Origin of the sequence: Archangium sp. Cb G35, assembly GCF_001896145.1 — a bacterium.
In the GTDB taxonomy this organism is placed as follows: domain Bacteria; phylum Myxococcota; class Myxococcia; order Myxococcales; family Myxococcaceae; genus Archangium; species Archangium violaceum.
In genome coordinates this window covers 50,292-69,168 of the sequence record NZ_MPOI01000019.1, presented here as the reverse complement: position 1 = coordinate 69,168, position 18,877 = coordinate 50,292, and the positions used below count along the sequence as shown (strand labels likewise).

15 protein-coding genes are annotated in these 18,877 nt (G+C 68.5%); 8 read left to right on the top strand and 7 right to left on the bottom strand.

The genetic code is table 11. From position 1 onward, the window contains the following. Positions 1-62 precede the first annotated feature (62 nt). Complete coding sequence (locus BO221_RS44970) at positions 63-1,751, bottom strand: HEAT repeat domain-containing protein (protein ID WP_073567102.1); 1,689 nt, start codon at positions 1,749-1,751, stop codon at positions 63-65. A 134-nt stretch (positions 1,752-1,885) separates the two neighbouring features. On the opposite strand from BO221_RS44970, the gene BO221_RS44965 reads away from it, so the two are divergent. Together BO221_RS44965 and BO221_RS44960 are read left to right on the top strand one after the other, a co-directional pair. After that, complete coding sequence (locus BO221_RS44965) at positions 1,886-2,689, top strand: CHAP domain-containing protein (RefSeq protein WP_073567101.1); 804 nt, start codon at positions 1,886-1,888, stop codon at positions 2,687-2,689. A gap of 11 nt (positions 2,690-2,700) precedes the next feature. Further along, entirely contained in the window at positions 2,701-3,489 is a 789-nt protein-coding gene (locus BO221_RS44960; protein ID WP_073567100.1) for a DUF4336 domain-containing protein, read from the top strand. Between the two features lie 32 nt (positions 3,490-3,521). Here BO221_RS44960 and BO221_RS44955 read toward each other — a convergent pair whose 3' ends face one another. Continuing rightward, entirely contained in the window at positions 3,522-4,622 is a 1,101-nt protein-coding gene (locus tag BO221_RS44955) for an NADH:flavin oxidoreductase (RefSeq protein WP_073567099.1), read from the bottom strand. A 215-nt stretch (positions 4,623-4,837) separates the two neighbouring features. Here BO221_RS44955 and BO221_RS44950 point away from each other — a divergent pair, with 215 nt between their 5' ends. Continuing rightward, the gene (locus BO221_RS44950; RefSeq protein WP_073567098.1) at positions 4,838-6,094 is read left to right on the top strand and encodes a hypothetical protein; all 1,257 of its coding nucleotides are present in this window, start codon (positions 4,838-4,840) and stop codon (positions 6,092-6,094) included. Positions 6,095-6,119: 25 nt separating this feature from the next. Continuing rightward, complete coding sequence (locus BO221_RS44945) at positions 6,120-7,331, top strand: MFS transporter (RefSeq protein ID WP_073567097.1); 1,212 nt, start codon at positions 6,120-6,122, stop codon at positions 7,329-7,331. Between the two features lie 49 nt (positions 7,332-7,380). On the opposite strand, the gene BO221_RS44940 is transcribed toward BO221_RS44945, so the two are convergent. From BO221_RS44940 to BO221_RS44920, 5 genes are all read right to left on the bottom strand, one after another. Continuing rightward, positions 7,381-8,958, bottom strand: a complete 1,578-nt coding sequence (locus BO221_RS44940) for a tetratricopeptide repeat protein (RefSeq protein ID WP_073567096.1) — start codon at positions 8,956-8,958, stop codon at positions 7,381-7,383. Between the two features lie 40 nt (positions 8,959-8,998). Then, positions 8,999-10,189, bottom strand: coding sequence for a glycosyltransferase family 2 protein (locus tag BO221_RS44935; RefSeq protein WP_073567095.1), 1,191 nt, complete (start codon positions 10,187-10,189; stop codon positions 8,999-9,001). A 174-nt stretch (positions 10,190-10,363) separates the two neighbouring features. Further along, positions 10,364-12,661, bottom strand: a complete 2,298-nt coding sequence (locus BO221_RS57505) for a zinc-ribbon domain-containing protein (RefSeq protein ID WP_143196053.1) — start codon at positions 12,659-12,661, stop codon at positions 10,364-10,366. Between the two features lie 36 nt (positions 12,662-12,697). Next, complete coding sequence (locus tag BO221_RS44925; protein ID WP_073567093.1) at positions 12,698-13,081, bottom strand: helix-hairpin-helix domain-containing protein; 384 nt, start codon at positions 13,079-13,081, stop codon at positions 12,698-12,700. A gap of 3 nt (positions 13,082-13,084) precedes the next feature. Beyond that, positions 13,085-14,314 carry an aspartate kinase gene (locus tag BO221_RS44920; protein WP_073567092.1) on the bottom strand — a complete coding sequence of 410 codons (1,230 nt, stop codon included), beginning with the start codon at positions 14,312-14,314 and terminating at the stop codon, positions 13,085-13,087. 156 nt (positions 14,315-14,470) lie between these two features. Here BO221_RS44920 and hutH point away from each other — a divergent pair, with 156 nt between their 5' ends. The 4 genes from hutH to BO221_RS53185 all read left to right on the top strand — a co-directional run bounded on the left by hutH (position 14,471) and on the right by BO221_RS53185 (position 18,869). After that, positions 14,471-15,997: a histidine ammonia-lyase gene (gene hutH, locus BO221_RS44915; RefSeq protein ID WP_073567091.1), complete on the top strand. Its 1,527-nt coding sequence runs from the start codon at positions 14,471-14,473 to the stop codon at positions 15,995-15,997. Positions 15,998-16,221: 224 nt separating this feature from the next. Further along, a complete protein-coding gene (locus tag BO221_RS44910) occupies positions 16,222-17,454 on the top strand; it encodes an AAA family ATPase (RefSeq protein ID WP_143196052.1) in 1,233 nt (410 codons plus the stop codon). Positions 17,455-17,460: 6 nt separating this feature from the next. Then, a complete protein-coding gene (locus tag BO221_RS44905; protein ID WP_073567089.1) occupies positions 17,461-18,261 on the top strand; it encodes a hypothetical protein in 801 nt (266 codons plus the stop codon). Positions 18,262-18,284: 23 nt separating this feature from the next. After that, on the top strand, positions 18,285-18,869 hold the full coding sequence (locus BO221_RS53185) for a hypothetical protein (RefSeq protein ID WP_083682439.1): 585 nt from the start codon (positions 18,285-18,287) through the stop codon (positions 18,867-18,869). Positions 18,870-18,877: the final 8 nt, after the last annotated feature.

Sequence of the window (18,877 nt, the reverse complement as noted above, 5' to 3'; positions counted from 1 at the left end):
CACTCTACTGGTCGGTCTGACCTGCCGGATCGGGTGGGTCTCCCCCGCAGGAGAATACCTGTTCAGTGGGTCTGGAGCGCCGTGAGCCGGGACGCGGCCTCGGCGCGGATCTCCGGGGAGGGATCCCTCTGCCGGGCCACCTCGAGCAGCAGCGGCGCCAGCTTCGGCAGCTTCGCGCCCACCGCGCGCAGGGCCTCGCGGCGCTCGGACACGGCGCTCTCCAGGCGCTCACGCACCGCGTCGTCACCACAGGTGCGCGCCCCGGGCGAATGCTCGCGCAACAGCAACTCCGCGTCCGCCAGCCGCGCCTCCGACAGCTTCACCGCCTCCGTGGCCGTCACCGCGAAGCCGTCCAGATCCTCGGGGAACTCGGTGTTCGTCTTCCGGGCCCGGGCGATCGCCTCGGACGCGATGCGCGCGTTGTGCACCGCCGCGCACAGCTGCCGCGCCGCCGCCAGGGGCACGTTGCCCTCGGAGGAGATGGACTCCTCGCGCGCCACCCGCAGTGCCCACAGCGCGAGCTGCCGCGCCGCCACCGCCGCCGAGAAGGACTGGCGCCGCTCCTCACGCACCTGTACCCAGCGCCGCAACACCACTGGATCCGGATCCTCCGGCATGAAGGCCCGCTGGTACTCGGTGGACGCCTCGCCCAGCCGGCCCGAGAGATCCAACAACGCCGCCATGGACAGGTACAGCTCCGGGCTGCCCGCCTTCTCGCGCAGCGACTCCAGCCGCACCGCCACCTCGTAGTCCGCCACCGGCTTCGGCAGCGCGCTCAGCACCGTCCGCAGGCTGTCCAGCGCCCGCTGCCGCACGAGCGGATTGCGCCCCGCGCGGAAGGTCTCCAGCAGGGGATCCACCGCCTTCACCGACACGTGCTGGCCCAGCTCCTCCGCCGCCTGCCACCGATCCATCGGGTCCGGCGACATCAGCGCGGCCCGCAGATCCTCGAGGCTCCGCAGGTAGTGCCCGACCTGCGCGGACTGGGCCAGGGGCTCGGGGCTGCGCAGCGCCACGCGCTCGGCACGGGCCCGGGCCAGACGCGCCGGGAAGTCCTTCAACTTCACCCCCAGCGGGTGCCCCGCGACTCGCGCCTCCGCCTCCTCCAGCAGCCCCGAGACGAGCAGCCCTTCCACCTCCAGCTCCAGCAGCTTCACCTTCGCCTGCTCGCGGTAGCGCCCCGCCTGGAAGTCCCGCAGGTAGGCGAAGAGCAGCCCCGCCCCCGCCGTCTCCGCCCGGGCGAAGCTCTCGTCATCCAGCCGGGATTCCACCTGGAGCCGGCGCGGATCATCCGGCGACTCGCGCAGGTACTCGCGCAGCTGCTGCGTGTCCTTCGTCGTGGACAGCTCCTTCAGCTCCGCTTCCCTGAGGAGCCGCTGCGCCTCCTCGCGCTGCGCCCCATCCGGATGGTCTCGCAGGAACTGCCGCAGCGCCGCCGCCGTGCCCGCCTCCTTCGCCGCGTTGAAACGCAGACCCTCCAGCAACGCCCGGGCCGCCCGCGCCTGCGGCACATCCGGGTTCGCCTCCAGGAAACGCTTGTAGGCCAGCACCGTGTGGAGCTTCGAGGCCTGCTCGAACTCCAGCTCGATGACACGCACCTCGGCGGCCTCGGCGTCGTCTCCCTCCGGGTACTCACGCAGGAACGCGCGCCAGGCCTCCAACGTGTCGGCATCCCGCGCCCGCTGGTACGCACGGGGCGCGCCACAGCCGGCCAGCAACAACACCAGGGAGAGGGCTCGGAGCTTGCGCATCACCCCAGGATTACCACCACGTCTCCGGGTGAAAAAACCGCCCTTTCTCGCTCGCCTGGCTGGGTAGGTTTTTTGACGACACCCCCTGTCCGCCCCACCATCCGGGCGTGGACTCGCTACAGGGAGGTCGCGACATGAGGCTCTGCGTGCTGCTCGCCGGACTGCTGGTGATGACCGGATGCGCCGCCACAGGCAGGCCCATGGGTGGGAGCGTCATCGCCGCGAGCTACCGCTACAGCCCGCTGACCCCCGCCGCCGCGCCCAAGGCGCCGCTGAGCGTGACCGCCGCTCGTCCTGCCGCCTCACCCGCCGCCTCGCCTGCCCCCCGCAAGCAGGTGCGCCCTCCCCCGCCCGCCGCCAGCCGCGAGAACGTGCTCGCCACCGCGAGGGAGCTCGTGGGCAGCCGCAAGGTGAAGGTAGCCGGGCGCACCTGGCCGGATGACTGCACCGGCTTCGTCGAGGGCGTGTATGCGCGGGCCGGAGTCTCCTTCCGCGGCTCCGGGGTGGCCGGGGACAACGGCGTCACCGCGATCTACCGCTACACCCGGGACCATGGCCGCGTGTTCACCCGGGGCAAGCCGAAGCCGGGAGACCTGGTGTTCTTCCGGGAGACCTATGACCAGAACCGTGATGGGCGCCGCAACGACGGGCTGACCCACGTGGGGCTGGTGGACGAGGTCGCCAGCGATGGCACCGTCGTCGTCATCCACCGGGTGAAGCGAGGCGTGGTGCGCTACCGGATGAACCTCGCGAAGCCGAGCCTGCGGAGGGATCCGCGCACGGGCGAGGTGCTCAACGACATGCTGCGGGTGCCCGGGGCCACGAGGATGCCCGTGCTCACCGGACAGTTGTTCGTGTCCTACGGCTCCGTGCTGCCCGACGCCAGGCCCGCGAAGGTCACGAAGCCCACGAAGCCCGCGGCCGTGGCCCGGCGGTAGAAGGCAAGGCCATGTCCTCGGGAAACCGGGAAGACCCCGGCCAGCGCCTCGAATGGAGTGACGGGATTCTTCCCTACGCTCCGCTCTCGACGCTCAAGCCGCTCGCCGACGGCATCTGGTGGGTGGATGGGCCCGTCATCAAGATGAGCTATGGCCCGGTCTCCCTGCCGTTTCCCACGCGCATGGCGGTCATCCGTCTGCGCTCGGGCGGCTTGTGGATCTGGTCTCCCACGGCTCCTACGCCAGAACTGTTCGCGGAGCTCGATGCGCTCGGGCACGTCGAGCACATCGTCTCGCCGAACAGGTTCCATTACGCGGCCATCCCGGCCTGGAAGAAGCGCTACCCGCGTGCAACGGCCTGGGCGTCTCCAGGAGTTCGTGAGCGCGCACGCTCGCAGAACATCGATGTCCCGTTCGATGCCGATCTCGACGACAGCGCGCCCTCGTCATGGGCGGACGACATCGACCAGCTCGTCTTCAGGGGCAGCCGCTTCATGCAAGAGGCCGTGTTCTTCCACAAGGCGTCCTCGACCCTGATCCTGGCGGATCTGGTCATGGCCCTCGAACGGGAGCGAGTCCAGCCACGCCTGCGTTGGCTGCTCGCGCTCGGCGGCACCCTGTGGCCGGGACACACGCCGAGCGAGGTGCGGATGACGTCCTGGGGCCGCAAACCGCAGGCACGCGCCTGCTACCAGCACATGCTGGGATGGCGGCCTCGCCGGGCGCTCTTCGCCCATGGCCGCCTCTACCTCGATGATGCGGCAGCCCAGCTCGAGCGCGCGTTCGCCTGGATGCGTTGACGCGCCACGAGCCGGACCCCCTGCCCTCGCCCTCACGCCAGACGGGCGAGCGCCTCCTTGTGGAAGTCCTGCAGCTCGTCGTGGCGATCCTCGCGCACCTTCCGGACCCACTGAGGATCGGCCAGGAGCGCGCGGCCCACCGCCACGAGATCGAACTCGTCCCGCTCCAGACGGCGCAGCAGGTTGTCGAGCGACGCGGGCTTGGAGCTCTCGCCCCGGAACGCCGCCGTGAACTCACCGCTCAGCCCCACCGAGCCCACCGTGATCGTCGGCTTGCCGGTGAGCTTCTTGGCCCAGCCCGCGAAGTTGAGCTCCGAGCCCTCGAACTCGGGCTCCCAGAACCGGCGCTGCGAGCAGTGCAGGATGTCCGTGCCCGCCTCGACGAGCGGCGTGAGCCAGGACTCCATCTCCTTGGGCGTCTGGGCGAGCTTGACGGTGAAGTCCTGCTGCTTCCACTGGGACAGGCGCAGGATGATGGCCATGTCCTTGCCCACCGCGGCGCGGATGGACTTCACCACCTCGGCGGCGAAGCGCGAGCGCTCGGCGAGGGTGGCGCCCCCGAAGGCGTCGGTCCGCGCGTTCGTGCCGGCCCAGAAGAACTGGTCGATCAGATAGCCGTGCGCACCATGGATCTCGACCACGTCGAAGCCCAGCCGCTTCGCGTCCGCCGCCGCCTGGCCGAAGGCGGAGATGGTGTCGGCGATGGCCTCGTCCGTCATCGGCTCGGTGAACTTCTTTCCCGGGGAGGACAGGCCGGAGGGCGCGTCCACGGGAGGCGGTGCGACCCAGGTGCTCATGGGGTTGCGCGCCGAGCCCACGTGCCAGAGCTGGGGGCCCATCTTCCCGCCCGCGGTGTGCACCTCGTCGATGACGCGCTTCCAGCCCGCGAGCGCCTGCTCGCCGTGGAAGTCGGGCACGTTGGGGTCGTTCTTGGCCGAGGGCCGCTTCACCACGGTCCCCTCCGAGAGGATGAGGCCCACGTCGTTCTCGGCCCGGCGGCGGTAGTACGCGGCGACATCGGGCGTGGGGACGCCGCCCGGCGAGAACGAGCGCGTCATGGGCGCCATGACGATGCGGTTCTTCAGCGTCAGCGACTTATGGGTGAAGGGGCGGAACAGGGCGTCTGCGGCCATCGGGGGGGGCACTCCGGGGGGTGAAGCGTTCAGAAGCGGCTGATTAACCCCGCGACGCCCCGTGGGCATTTAGAAGTGGTGATGCCAGCAATCAGCGGAGCCACAACTCGGAGTGCATGACAGTCGCGAGGAGGGTCCGTTGTTCACCGTGGACGGCTGGGGGATCCTCCCGGGGCGCCGTTCCCCCCCGCGTGCCTCCCAAGGAGCCGCCACCGATGTCGCTGAGTACTGTCGCCAAGAAGGCCCTGCCCTGGCTCGCGTTCGCCCTGGCGATCGCTGCCCTCGGCTACTCGTGGAACTGGGCCCTCGCGAAGGCGACCGAGCGCCACCGGGTCCACAATGCGTTCACCACCGGCACTACGAAGTACATCCTCGGCCTGTGCCCGAGCACCCCGCTCGTGAACGACATGCCCTCTTGGGCGAGCGACATGCGCACGCGCTGCCAGGTGAAACAGCCCGCCTGGGGCATCGCGGACAACGGCACCGCCCGCCCCGAGCTCGACCTCGAGAACAGCTCGACGTGGGAATCCATCCAGCTGCTCTCCAAGCTCGTGCTGGAGATCTCCCCGGGCAAGCTGTTGTCCCTCCTGTCGCTGGTGGTCATCTCGCTGGCCGGAGTCTTCGGCCTGCAACGGCGGGGCTTTCTGGGCCGCCAGGGTCTCACCCTGCGTGTTGCCCGTGGCGCCGCGCTGTCCATGCTCGCCATCGTCATGTTCGCCCTGAGCATCTCGCTCGTGCTGCTCGACGAGCAGGAGACGCTGACGATGTGCCAGATCACCGGCAGCACCTACGCCAACCTGCTCTCCATCGACGCGCGCTGCTCCCAGCAGACCATGCTGCTGCGCGACACCCAGGCGATGCTCGCGCAGAAGAAAGACGAGCTGGATGCCCGCTCCCGGGAGCTGGAGGACCTCAAGCAGGAGATCGCCTCGCTGGGCGCGATGCGGGATGCGCTGGGCTCGTTCAAGACGGAGCTGAAGAGCCAGAGCGAGAGCACCCAGCAGCTCATCATGGCCGTCACCGGCGCCACGATCGAGGGCATCAGCAAGGCGGTGGATCCGCTCCAGAAGGACGTGAAGGGCTTGGATGCGGCGCTCAAGACGGACCTGACAGACTTCAAGACCAGTCTGCGCGGCGAGCTCCAAGGGGACCTGAAGGCCCTGGTGCGGAGCGAGCTGAAGGCGGCCCTGCGGGAGGAGGCGCTCGATGACCTCATCCGGCGGGAGGTGCGGGCGGCGGTGCGGGAGGACGTCCGAGCGGTGGTGCGCGGAGAACTTCAGGAGTCGCTGAAGCCGGTCCTGGCGGTGGGCCACGTGTCCGCGCCAGCGCCCAGGCAGGCGGAGCCCCCCTCTCCCCGGAAGCCCCCGGAGCCCGCCCCCAAGCCCGCGAAGACGACGAGCAACACCGTCTCCGCCAAGTCCTCCGCTCCCGAGACCAAGAAGCCCTCCGCGCCAGCCCAGAACAAGCGCTGAAGTTCTTCTGGGCTATGACAGGCCCATGGGTGCCCTCCAACTCCTGCGCCAGAACCGGCCGTTCCGGTCCCTGTGGTCCGCGCGCGTCATCTCCTTCGCCGGGGATTCGCTCAGTCTGGTCGCGCTCATGCTCCATGTCGCCAGCACCACGGGACAGGCCCTCGCCGTCTCCCTGCTGCTGCTCGCCGGTGACCTCGCTCCCGCCTTGTTCAGCCCGCTCACCGGTGCCATCAGCGACCGGTTCGACCTCAAACGGGTGATGATCTCCTGCGAGTTGCTCCAGGGGCTGCTCCTCCTCCTCATCGCGCTCGCGATGCCTCCCCTGCCCTTGTTGCTGGTGTTGGTGGCGGCCCGTGCGATCGCCGGACATGTCTTCCTGCCCGCCTCCCGCGCGGCGGTGCCCGCGCTGGTGCCCGGTGACTCGCTGGAAGCCGCGAACTCCACCCTCGGGTTCGGAACCAATGCCTCCGAGGCCCTTGGGCCGCTCCTCGCGGCGGCGCTGTTTCCCCTCGTGGGTATCCGCGGAGTGCTCCTCGTCGATGCCGCGTCGTTCCTCGTGTCGGCGGCACTGCTCGCTTCGCTTCCGTCCCTCCCTCCCGAGTCCTCCGGGGAGCAGGAACGGCCTTCACTCCTCCACGACGCCAGGCTCGGCCTCGGGTACATCCTGTCGGCCCCCGCCGTCCGGGTCATCGCCCTGGGATTCTTCGCCGTCGTCTTGTTCAACGGCGTCGATGACGTCGCCCTCGTGGTCCTGGCCAAGGAGACGCTCCGCGCCGGTGACTCGGCCGTCGGGCTCCTCCTGGGCGCTGTCGGCCTCGGGCTGCTGGCCGGTTATGCGCTGCTGGCGCGATATGGCTCGCGGGCGTCGATGGTGGTGATGTTGCTGCTCGGATTCGCCGTGAGCAGCATCGGCAACCTCCTCACCGGGCTGGCCTGGGCCGTCTCCGCCGCGTTCTCCATGCAGGCCGTGCGCGGAGCCGGCATCGCGGCCATGGACGTCGCCACCAACACCCTGCTCCAGCGCCTCGTCCCTCCCGAGCTCCTCGGCCGGGTCTTCGGCAATCTCTACGGCGCCATTGGCGTCGCCGCCGCGCTGTCCTACGTCGGCGGCGGGTTGTTGCTCGATGCCACCTCGGCCCCGGTGACGTTGATGGTTGCTGGTATCGGGGGCACGGTGGCCACCCTCGTCACGGGGCTCGCGCTCCCGGCCGCGATTCGCAAGAGCAGCCGCGGGTGACGACCCTCACCCCCCGCCCTCTCCCAAAGGGAGAGGGAGCATGCGCAACTCACTCACCGGACTGGAGATGGGTGAGCATCTCCCGGGCCTGGCTGAAGTCCTCGTCCAGGGTCAACGCCCGCTCGAAACACTCCCTCGCCCGCGCATCCTGTTGCAGGCGCACGTGGCACATGCCCTGGTTGTAGTATGTGCCGGGCGCCTCGCCGTACTGCCGCAGGGAGAGATCGAAGAACGTCAGGGCCTCCGCCGGGCGCTCCATCACGTACAGCAGCATCCCCAGGTGGTAGGCCAGATCGTCCTGCTCCCCGCCGATCGGATAGTCCGCCTCCCACACCTGCTGGATCGCCCAGCACACCTCCTGCCGTAGTGGCTCGCTCGCGGCCTCGGCCCGCGGCAGCAACGAGGGGAAGATCGCCATCAACAGGCCAGAGTCCCAGCCACTCCAGCGCAGGAGCGCCAGGAGCTCCTCCAGCGTCATCTCCTCGTGGTGCTGCTCCATCCGCCCGAGCAGCGTGGCGTAGTCGTCTGGCCCCGAACGCTCGATGGCCTCCTCGTACGCCAGCTCCGTCTCGCCATACCCGTCCGGCGGCTGGCCCAGGAGGAAGGCCCCCACGTGCAGGCTCACGTGACGGTGGATGGGCCGCAGCACCTGCCCGTCCCGCAAACGGAAGTACCGGCCAATGGCGTCGTAGTTCACCATCAGCGAGAAGGCCCCCCCGTGCCGCACCAGGCTCACCCCGGACGAGCGATCACTCAGCTCGTCCTGGCTGGCGTGGCCTTTGTCCCCGGAGAGCAGCAGCAGGCGGCCTCCCGAGAGCCGTTGCAGCCGGCGCAGGCACCGCAGCGCGGTGGAGGGGAACAGGAACGTCGCGTCGCCCAGCCGCTCCCGGTAGTCCTCCAGGATGCCGTCCAGTTCCGCGTCTCCGTAGCAGGCGCCTCGCACCTCATGGTCCTCGAAGGACACCGCCGCCTGCTCCAGGAAGTCCTCCGCCTCCACCTCGGGCCTGGGAGCCGGTGAGGACACCGAGACGAGACACTCGTGGAGCACGCCGTCCTGCACGGAGAAGGCGTCCTGCGGAATGCTGTCGAAGAAGTAGTTGGCCACCACCGCCAGCGGATTCGCCACCGTGCCCGGCGCCAGCACGGTGCCACCGCGGCGGAGCACCAGTTGCTCATCGTGCTCGGCGTCGAAGCGGGCCACGTCCAGCAGGCCCTCGTCCAGGAAGGGCTGGAGCAGGGGATGGGACAGCCAGAACTCGAGGTTGCGCTCGGGCAGGTCCGTCATGACGTACCGGAAGGGCACGTCCCGCAGCCGCGAGCGCGCGTGCAACCGGCGGAAGGCCTCCAGGAAGTGGAAGGCGAAGCGCCCCGACCCGGCTCCGAGCTCGATGAGATGGAAGGGCTGGCCCGATTCCCACGAGGAGGCCGCGCACCAGTCCCGCATCCATCCGAGCACCACCTGCGCATAGGCCCGGCCGATGACGGGGTTGCTGGTGATGAAACTCGGCAGGAGTCCCCGGCGCCAGGCCTCGACACCCTGCCGCTCGTAGAAGGCCCGCTGGCAGCTCCACAGCAGCGAGCGCGACAGGCGTTGATTGTGTTCGAGGACGAATCCGGACGGCTCCACCCCAGGCACCGTCCCACCTGGGGTGGAGAGCGTCAAGCCACTACGACGACGAGGGAACCCGGGCCGTGCGATCCCACGCCGCCCGCTGCGTGTTCCTCAGGAACCGCCAGAAGCCCACGACGATCGCCAGGTTCATGGTCACGAAGTAGTACGCCACCGACGCCACCCGGCGCGCGGACCCCTTCAGCAGCCCCTTCTTCCCCAGGTACGCCAACCCGTAGAACAGCACCTGCCCCGCCAGCGTCAGCTTGTAGAACGGGCTGCTCAGCAGGAAGAGGTTGGCCACCAGCGCCAGCGCCATCAGCGCCGGGGCGCACCAGCGCAGCAGCTTGTGCGACCAGAACGCGAACGCCGGGAAGCCCGACAGTGGCGAGAGCAGCCCCGGCACCATCCTCAGGCTCTGGAAGTTGCCCGCCGCGATACGCGCCCGCCGCCCGAACTCCTTGCCGTAGTCCTCCGTCGTCTCCTCGTGCGCCACCGCCTCGGGCTCGTAGACCACCTTGTAGCCCTTCTCGAGAATGCGCAGCGGAATCACGAAGTCGTCCACGATGGTCGCCGGTGGCAGCGCGTTGAACAGCGAGCGCCGGATGGCATACAGGCCTCCGTTCGCCCCCACCACCGCGCCCCGCTTGCCCTCGTAGAACTTGATGAGCGATTCGTACGTCCAGTACGTGCTCTCCTCGTACTCGGCCTTCGTCGGGTTGTAGAGCCGCAGCTGCCCGCACACCGCCCCCACCTCGGGGTTCTCGAAGTGCCGCACCAGCCGCTTCACCGCTTCCGGCTCGATCATCGTGTTCGCATCCGAGAGCAGCACGATGTCGCCCTTGGCCATCGGGATGCACCGGTTGAGCACCGACGTCTTGCCCCCGCGCGGCGCCGCCGACAGACGCACCCGCTCGTCCGTGCACCGCAACACCCGCTCATCCGTCCCGTCCGTCGAGCCATCCGAGCCGATCAGCACCTCGAAGCGCCCCGCCGGATAGTCCAGCGCCAGACTGTTGCGCAGCTTCTCGTCGATGCAGCTCGCCTCGTTGTAGGCCGCCACCACCAGGCTCACCCGGGGCAGCTCGCTCGCCTGCTGCTCCTCGCGGCGCCGGTCCGCCCCCGAGCGCATGTAGCGCACGTTGTGCAGTACCTGCGCTACCCCATCCAGGGCGAACAGCACCACCGGGTAGAGAAAGTATGTGTGCACCAACAGAACCGCGGCACACCAGAACACCAGCTCCGCCATCACCCCTGCCTCCCCGACCGTCCACGCATGTTGATTCGGGTCAGGCCAAAGCAAGGCACGTACCGCGGTCCAGAGCGGACCCTGTCCTCCAGGGCGAGATCGCAAGCACCCGGCTCATCCCGAGGCGTGGGAACTTCTTTTCCCTCCCTGGGAACAGCCGGTGCCTGCCCGGGCTCAGGGCGCGGGACTTGCCTCGGTTGCGGGGTTGGCCCCGGTCGCGGGGCTGCCCTCGGGAGTGGGCGCCGCCGGGGTGTTCCCCTCGGGAGCCGGGACGGCCTCGGGCGTGGGCGTGTCCTGGGGTTCGGGCGCGGGCGGCGTCACGGGCTCGGCCGCCTGCTTCTCCATCTCCTCGGCGTGCGCATGGAGTTGCTGGGCCAGCTCGTGCTTGGGGTTGAGGGTGATGACGGTGTCCAGCGCCGTCTTCGCCGTGGCCGGGTCCTTGCGCAGCAGGGCGATACGCGCCTCCAGCATGGAGGCCCGCAGGTTGGAGTTGTCCGCCTCGCGCATGGCCACCACCGCATTGAAGGACTGCTCGACGTTACCCATCACGGGGTTGGTGGAGTTGAGCACGTACTCGGCCAGCGTCAGCGAGCTCCAGTCCCGCAGCCCGGCCTGGGCCAGCTTCACGGCCATGGTGGGAGCATCGCCCCCACCCATGACGCCCGTCATCAAGGCCTGGGCCTTGAGCCGCGCCAGGGCGGGCGCCGGCTCCTCCTTCTCGGGAGCCGCCGCCAGCTGCTTCAACACCTGCACGGATTCCCTGGAGAGCACCGCGGCGCGCTCCTCGAGCGGCGTCAGGGCCTGCTCCAGCTTGGACAGCTCCTCCCCCATCGTGTTGACGAGGCTCTGCCAGTTGGCGGGCGTCTGGTTCAGGCGGAGGCGGGCGATCTCGGTCTTCAGCCCCTCCACCTTCTGCCGGAGCGTGGCCACCCGGACCTGGGTGTCGTCCAGATGGGTGGCGAGCGCGATGCCCACCTCCCCCAGGAGCTCGACGCTCTGGGGGTTCGCGGCGGACAGGGCCTTCAACCGGGTCAGGGCGTCCTCCTTCGACGCCGCATCGTCCCGGCGCAGCACCACCAGCGCTTCGTCCCGGGCCACCCGCGCCTCGAGCGGAATGGCGTGGGTCTTCGAGCGCCAGGCCGGCGAGGTCAGGAACGCCGTCAGCAGGAGCACGAGCACGCCCCCCGCGATGAGCAGGCCCCGGCCCTTGCGGCCCGGCGCGGGAGCCTTCTTGCGGCCCCCAGGGTTGTTGACGGTCTCGACCGCGTGCTCGAGCGCCTCCAGCGGCAGCTCCAGGGGCTTGGACGGCCCCGGCGGCGCTCCCGCCACGGAGGCCCTGTTCTCTTGAGCCTGAGCCGCCTCCGTCCTCAGCTCATCGACCGGGCGGTTCAGCTGCTCGAGGATCTCCTCGGGAAGCTCGATGGGCGTGTGCGCGGCGACCGCCACCATGGGCTCGGCCGCGGGCACAGGCGCGGGTGCGGGGGGCGCCGGGACCGCGGGGGTCTCCCGGGACGGAGCCCGGAGCTGGAGGCCCGGAGGATGCGCGGCCACGGGCGGCGGCTCCATCACCGCGCCGAACACCTGCGTCGCCCCGGTGGGGGCCGGGCCCGCCGCGGGCCTGGCCACGGGAGCCCTCTGCGGTTGGGTGCCGAAGGGCGGCGTCGTCGAGGCGGAGGGAGGCCGGGCCGGCTGGGGACGCGGAGCGGCCTGGGGCTCGGGCATTTCGATGTCGAGCTCCAGGAACTGCGCCGTGGAGGGAGCCGGCTGCTGAGGCTGAGGTTGCGGCACCGCGCCGAACACCTGGGTCCCCGTGGTGATGGGAGGAGCCGCACCCGCCGGAGTCTTCGCGGCGGGAGCGGGCTTCGCGGCGGGTGGCGGCTTCGCGGCCGGCGCGGGCTTCGCCGCGGCGGGGGCGGGCTTCGCGGCGGGTGGCGGCTTCGCGGCCGGCGCGGGCTTCGCCGCGGCGGGGGCGGGCTTCGCGGCCGGCGCCATGGGCGGCACCTGGGGCACCGCGCCAAACACCTGCGTCGTCATGGCGGACGGAGCTGGCCCCGTGGCCGGTGCGGGCTTCGCCGCGGGCGCCATGGGCGGTACCTGGGGCACCGCGCCAAACACCTGCGTCGTCATGGCGGACGGCGGCATCCCGGCGGCGGGGGCGGGCTTCGCCACGGGCGCCATGGGCGGCACCTGAGGCACCGCGCCAAACACCTGCGTCGTCGAGCTGGGCGGCGTGCCACCCTTGTGATCGCCGTAGATCAACGTGGCGTTCAGGTTCGGCTGGGTCGCCGGGCGAGGCTGCTGCACCGCGCCAAACGCCTGAGTGGCCTGGGGAGCCGGAGCAGCCGCCGAGGCCGGCGGAGTGGCGATGAAAACGTGGCTGCAACGGGTGCACTGCACCGGTACACCCCCGGGCGGAAGCAACCGGGGGTCGAGCGCGTACTGCATCGAGCACTGGGGGCAGGCGATCTCCACACACGGTATCTACCACACGCCCTGGGGCGCTGGCGCCTACCGTAACTCCGTTGTCGCCTGGAGGGCTTCCAACCGGGCCGCGCCCACGCCCGGCACCTCCGCCACCTGTTCCCAGGACGCGAAGCGGCCCCCGGCCTCACGGGCCCGCACGAGGCGCCCGGCGAGTGAGGGCCCCACTCCGGGCACCTTCGCGAGCTCGGCCTCGGAGACCGCGTTCAAATCCAACCGTTGCCCCAGCAGCAGGCGCTGCGGGGCGGAGGGCACCGTACCCTCTCCGCACACCGCGACACCCTCCACCACACGCACCGCGCCGGGCTCACAGTCCAGCGCGGGCGTGGAGTCCGGCCAGCGGCCGCGTGCCAGCACGCCCAGGCCCAACAGCCCGAGCGCTGCCACCGCGAGTGCCCCCGTCCGGTTCACCGCTCAGCTCGCCGCGGGAGTCTTGTCCAGCCCGAACGCCGTGTGCAGCGCCCGGACGGCCAGCTCCGTGTACTTCGATTGGATGAGGCAGGACACCTTGATCTCCGAGGTGGAGATGAGCTGGATGTTGATGCCCTCGGCCGCGAGGATCTGGAACATCTTGGCCGCCACGCCCGAGTGGTTGCGCATGCCCACGCCCACGATGGAGACCTTGGCCACGTCGCCGTCCGTCTCCACGCTGCCGGCATTGACCTCGCGGGCCACCCGCTCGACGACTTCCTTCGCCTTGACCAGGTCCGTCTTGCCCACCGTGAAGGACAGGTCCGTCTTGCCCTCCCGGGAGGCCGTCTGGACGATCAGGTCCACCACGATGTTCTGCGAGTCGAGCGCCCCGAAGATCCGCGCGGCCACGCCCGGCACGTCCGGCACGCCGCTGATGGCGAGCTTCGCCTCGTTCTTGTCGTAGGCGATGCCGCTGACAACCACGTTCTCCATCGACTTGTCCTCCTCACACACCAAAGTTCCCGGGTCGTCCGTGAAGGAGGACTTCACCCAGAGCGGCACCTTGTACTTCATCGCGAACTCGACCGAGCGGATCTGCAGCACCTTGGCGCCCACGCTCGCCAGGTCGAGCATCTCCTCGTAGGAGATGCGATCCAGCTTGCGCGCCGCGGGGCACACGTTGGGGTCGGTCGTGTAGACGCCGTCCACGTCCGTGTAGATCTCACAGGCGTCGGCCTTGAGCGCCGCGGCGAGCGCCACCGCCGTGGTGTCCGAGCCGCCGCGTCCCAGGGTGGTGACGTTGCCCTGCTCGTCCTGGCCCTGGAAGCCGGCCACCACCACGATGTGCTTCTGTTTGAGCGCCTCGACGATCTTCTCGGCGTCGATGCGTTTGATGCGCGCCTTGGAGAAGATGCTGTCGGTGACGATCTGCACCTGGTAGCCGAGGAAGCTGGTGGCCAGGCCGCCCTGCGCCTGGATGGCCAGGGCCACGAGGCCGATGGACACCTGCTCGCCGGTGGCCACCACCACATCCTGCTCACGCTCGCTCGGCCGGTCGGTGATCTGCGCGACGAGTTTCAACAGACGGTTGGTCTCTCCGGACATCGCGGAGACGACGACGACCACGTCGTTGCCCGCTTTCTGGGCCGCGATGCAGCGGCGCGCCACGTTCTTCATCCGATCGGTATCGCCGACCGAGGTTCCGCCGTACTTCTGGACGATCAAGGCCACGTTGGCTGGTTCCTCCTGGAACGGCGCGTCAAGCTAGTGAGGTGGCCCCCGGCTGTCAAAAGCTCCCTGAGCGGACGGGCTGCACACCGCCACCTGTTGGGGTATAGGGGTGCGCTCTTGGCCGTACCGCCGCACCCGTAGCCTGGAGCTCCCGACATGTACCGCCCCCGCCTTCTCATCGATGGTGACACCCTCCGGCTGGAGGACATCCTGCAGGTTGCCCGCAACGAGGCGATCGTCCAGCTGACGCCCGAGTCCGAGGCCTGCGTCAAGGCCTCGCGCGATCTGGTGGACCGGGTGGCCGCCGGGGACACCCCCGCCTACGGCATCAACACCGGCTTTGGCACCCTGGCCGAGGTGCGCATCGACAAGAAGGACCTGCGCGAGCTGCAGCGCAACCTGATCCTCTCGCACGCGGCCGGCGTGGGCACCCCCATGCCGCTGCCCGAGGCGCGCGCCCTGCTGCTGCTGCGGTGCAACGTGCTGGCCAAGGGCTTCTCGGGCATCCGCCTGGAGACGCTGCAGCTGGCGCTGGACATGCTGAACAAGGACGTAGTGCCGGTGGTGCCCGAGCGCGGCAGCGTGGGCGCCTCGGGAGACCTGGCGCCGCTGGCGCACCTGGCGCTCGTCTTCATCGGCGAGGGCGAGGCCTTCTATCAGGGCCAGCGGATGCCGGCCCGTCAGGCGCTGGAGCGCGCCGGGCTGAAGCCGGTGGTGCTGGAGGCCAAGGAGGGCCTGGCGCTCGTCAACGGCACGCAGGCCATGTGCGCCGTGGGCACCCTGCTCCAGCTGCGCGCCGAGTCGCTCGCCACGTTGGCGGACATCGCGGGCTCCATGACGCTGGAGGGCCTGCTGGGCAGCCACAAGCCCTTCATCCCGGAGATCCAGGACGTGCGTCCGCACGAGGGTCAGAAGGCGTGCGCGGCGCACCTGCGGACGCTGCTGGTGGGCAGTGATCTGGTGGAGACGCACATCAACTGCAGCAAGGTGCAGGACCCGTACTCGCTGCGCTGCATGCCGCAGGTGCACGGCGCGGCCCGCGAGGGGCTCGCCTTCGCGCGGCGCATCCTCGAGGTCGAGGTGAACAGCGCCACGGACAACCCGCTCGTCTTCGTGGAGGGCAACCGGATCGTCTCGGGCGGCAACTTCCACGGGCAGCCCATCTCGCTGGCCATGGACGTGGCGGCGATGGCGCTGACGCAGCTGTCCTCCATCAGCGAGCGGCGCGTGGAGCAGCTGGTGAACCCGGCGCTGTCCAACCTGCCGGCGTTCCTGGCGAAGAACTCGGGGTTGAACTCGGGCTTCATGATCGCCCAGGTGACGAGCGCGGCGCTGGTGGCCGAGTCGCGCGTGCTGTGCCACCCGGCCTCGGTGGACTCGATTCCGTCCTCGGCGGGCCGCGAGGACCACGTGTCGATGGGCATGACGGCGGCGCTGAAGGGCCGGCAGGTGGCGGACTTCACGCGCACGTGTCTGGCCATTGAGATCCTGGTGGCGAGCCAGGCGCTGGACTTCCGGCTGCCGGTGAAGGCGGGCCGGGGCCCCCGCGCGGCGCACGAGCTGGTGCGCAGCCGCGTGCCCACGATGGAGAAGGATCGGGAGATCCACCGCGACATCGAGGCCGTCTGCGAGCTCATCGACTCGGGCGAGCTGTTCCGGGTGGTGCGCGCCGCCACGGCGTAGTCACGGCCACGGACCAGGGCGGTGGGCATGGAGCCCGCCGCCCCAGACTCCGGGCGAGAGCGTGCCAGCGCGCTCAGATGCTGTTTCCGCCACAACATGGCCGCGGACTCACTCCTATGTGGCTCGTGACCTTCTGACGTCAGCATCCTTGACCCGTCTGGATGCGTGTGTTCCGGTCCTGAAGCCGCGCCGTTCCTCGTGGCGCTCTGGTGCAGGACTGGACGATGAACAAGCTGACGAAGCTCTCGATCAAGAAGTTTCGGAACGTTGCTCCGACCACACTCGAGTTCCGTCCTGGTCTCAACGTGCTCCTCGGCAAGAACGCGGCAGGGAAGACGACCCTGCTTCGCTTGCTGTCAACGGCTGTTGGAAGCCAAGACGAGGTGCTCAGAGACGATGTGCTTGAGGTGAGCTATCGCGTTTCAGGCACGTCGCTCGACTTCGAGCACACGATCACGAGAACGCGAGTGGATGAGCCGGTGCTCCCCACCGAGCCTGGTCGGCCAATGCAAGCAGGGCTCTCCAACCTCCAACAAACCGACGCGTTCGTTTTTGAGAAGAATGGCTCGATCGTCGAGAAAGCCAGAGTGCTCTCAAACGAAGTCACGCTGGAAAGAGCAGGCCAGCAAAGCCGTGTAGATCTGCGGCTCATGCGCCGGAGAGATCCTTTCACATCCTTGTATTTTGGCCTGCTGAGCACAGAACAGGCCGCCACGGCCAATGATTTGGTGAAAGACATCATTTCATCGCGACTCAGAAGCGCAGGCCGCATGGACGAAAGTCTTGAGCGACTTAACGCGCTGCTTGATCTAGAGGTAAAGAGAGAGGACTCCAGCAAAAGTTCGACGTGGAACATCGAGGACGTTCCGCGCTCGATGTACTTCATTCTTTCGGACTCAATGCCAGAGGGCACATCAGCGACGTTCTCACTGGAGTTTCTAGAGCGTGCCGCGCGCGTACTTGGCTACGAATCAGCAACCGCTCGATTCGATGTCGAACGCCTCAGCCCAGAACCAAGTCAACAAATTGTACGCTTGAGCAATCTCCGGTTCTTCTTCAAACGACCTGGCGAGGAAGTATCTCATGACCTGCTCAGCTATGGTCAAAAGCGATTGCTCTCCTTCTTTGCCCACGCAGACGCATCGCAGGACATGATCGTCGCAGACGAACTCGTGAACGGCCTTCATCACGAGTGGATTTCCGCATGTCTGAACGAAATTGGTGATCGGCAAGCTTTTCTGACGAGCCAGAACCCATTGTTGCTCGACTTCTTGCGATTCGACAGCGCTGAGGAAGTTCGTCGCACCTTCATCCTCTGCGAGCGAACCAGTGGTGAATCAGGTTCACAACTCATCTGGCGCAATCCCACTGAGGAAGAAGCCGATTCATTCTTCTCGGCGTACCAGACGGGAATCCAGCGCGTCTCGGACATATTGCTCACCAAGGGGCTCTGGTGACACGTCATGGAAGTCCGTGCCCGCATCCTCGTCCTGACAGAAGACTCTGGTAAACAGGCCCAGCCAACAATCCAGAAGCTCTTGAAGGAGGCCCTCAAACTCCTCGTCGAGAGCGTCGACCTGAATCCGGAGCGTATCCGGCTCGAGCCACTGCCCGAGAACGAACGCGCGCTCCTCGCTGTTCGTGCCAATCAATGGAAGGAGCAGCAACCGCCGACCATCGAGACGATTCGTCTTCTCGAATTGATCGCAACCCGGCTGGTGGAGCCGGCGGGATTCGTTGTCTTCCACTTCGATACCGACCGCGTGTGGGCCGAGCGTCACAACAGCGAGAACCGCCAGAAGTTCGAGACGATCATCCGAGAGCGCGTGCGTCGCATCCTGCGCGGTGAGGTTCCGGCTCCGCGGTTCGGCTCTCAGCGCCCACGGCCCACGCTGACGGCCGAACAGATTGAGCTTGCGCTGAAGCGTCTTCTCATTCTGTCCCCCTGCTACAGCATCGAGTCCTGGCTCTACCAGTCAACGAAGGAAATTCTCGCGCACTGCCAGGAACGCCACGATTCCGAGGCGCATGTGCTGCGCATTCAGTCGTGGGCCGCAGACAGAACGCTCCTCGATGACGTCTCGCGACCCAAACATGAGGCCCTGACATGCGTGGGTGATCTTCATAACGAGGCTCTCGCCAAGGCCTTCCCGGCTGAAGAGGTATGGCTTGCCGAGCGGTCGTTCTTCGAATCCGTCGAGCGACTTCGAGCCTGCTCAACCCTGGTCGAAGCGATCGGATATGGCGGGCATCACGTCCAATAAACCTGGGCTGCTATGCTCGGAACATGAATTATGCGACCACTGTGGCGGCCCTGCGTGAGAGGGCACGGGCCGGCCTCTCGCTGGACGAGTCGATCGTCTTCCTCCATGACGCGGGACTGCCCATCGTCCACAGCATCAAGGCGATCCACGAGGTCTTCGGTCTGCCCTTGGGCGAAGCAAAGCACGTGACCGCCGGGCACCCCGTATGGGCCCCGATGGCCAAGGCGACCCAGCGGCTCCATGACGACCTGGAGATGTACGCGGACTTCATCCAACAGACAGAGGGGAACAAACGGGACGCCAGGGCCCAGGCCTACCGGCGGGTGATCACCACCCTCTTCCCGAAGCTCGGCCTGGAGCCCATCCCGGAGGACTGGTCAGGCGTCGACCCCGTCCTGCCGCTGCTCGAGCGCATGCGTCAGGAAGGTGCCGTCGTGCTGGTGAAGTGGGATGGCGAGCGGACCGCGCCGGGTGACAGCGGGCCCTACTCGGTCCTCGTGTCAGGGGCTCGGCTGGCGGGGGAGCTGCTGCGAGCCGACACCCATTCCCTCGAGGAGGCGCTCGCCAGGGTCATCTTCGAGTACGCCCTGCGCTACTGGGAGGTCTGACCTCGCTC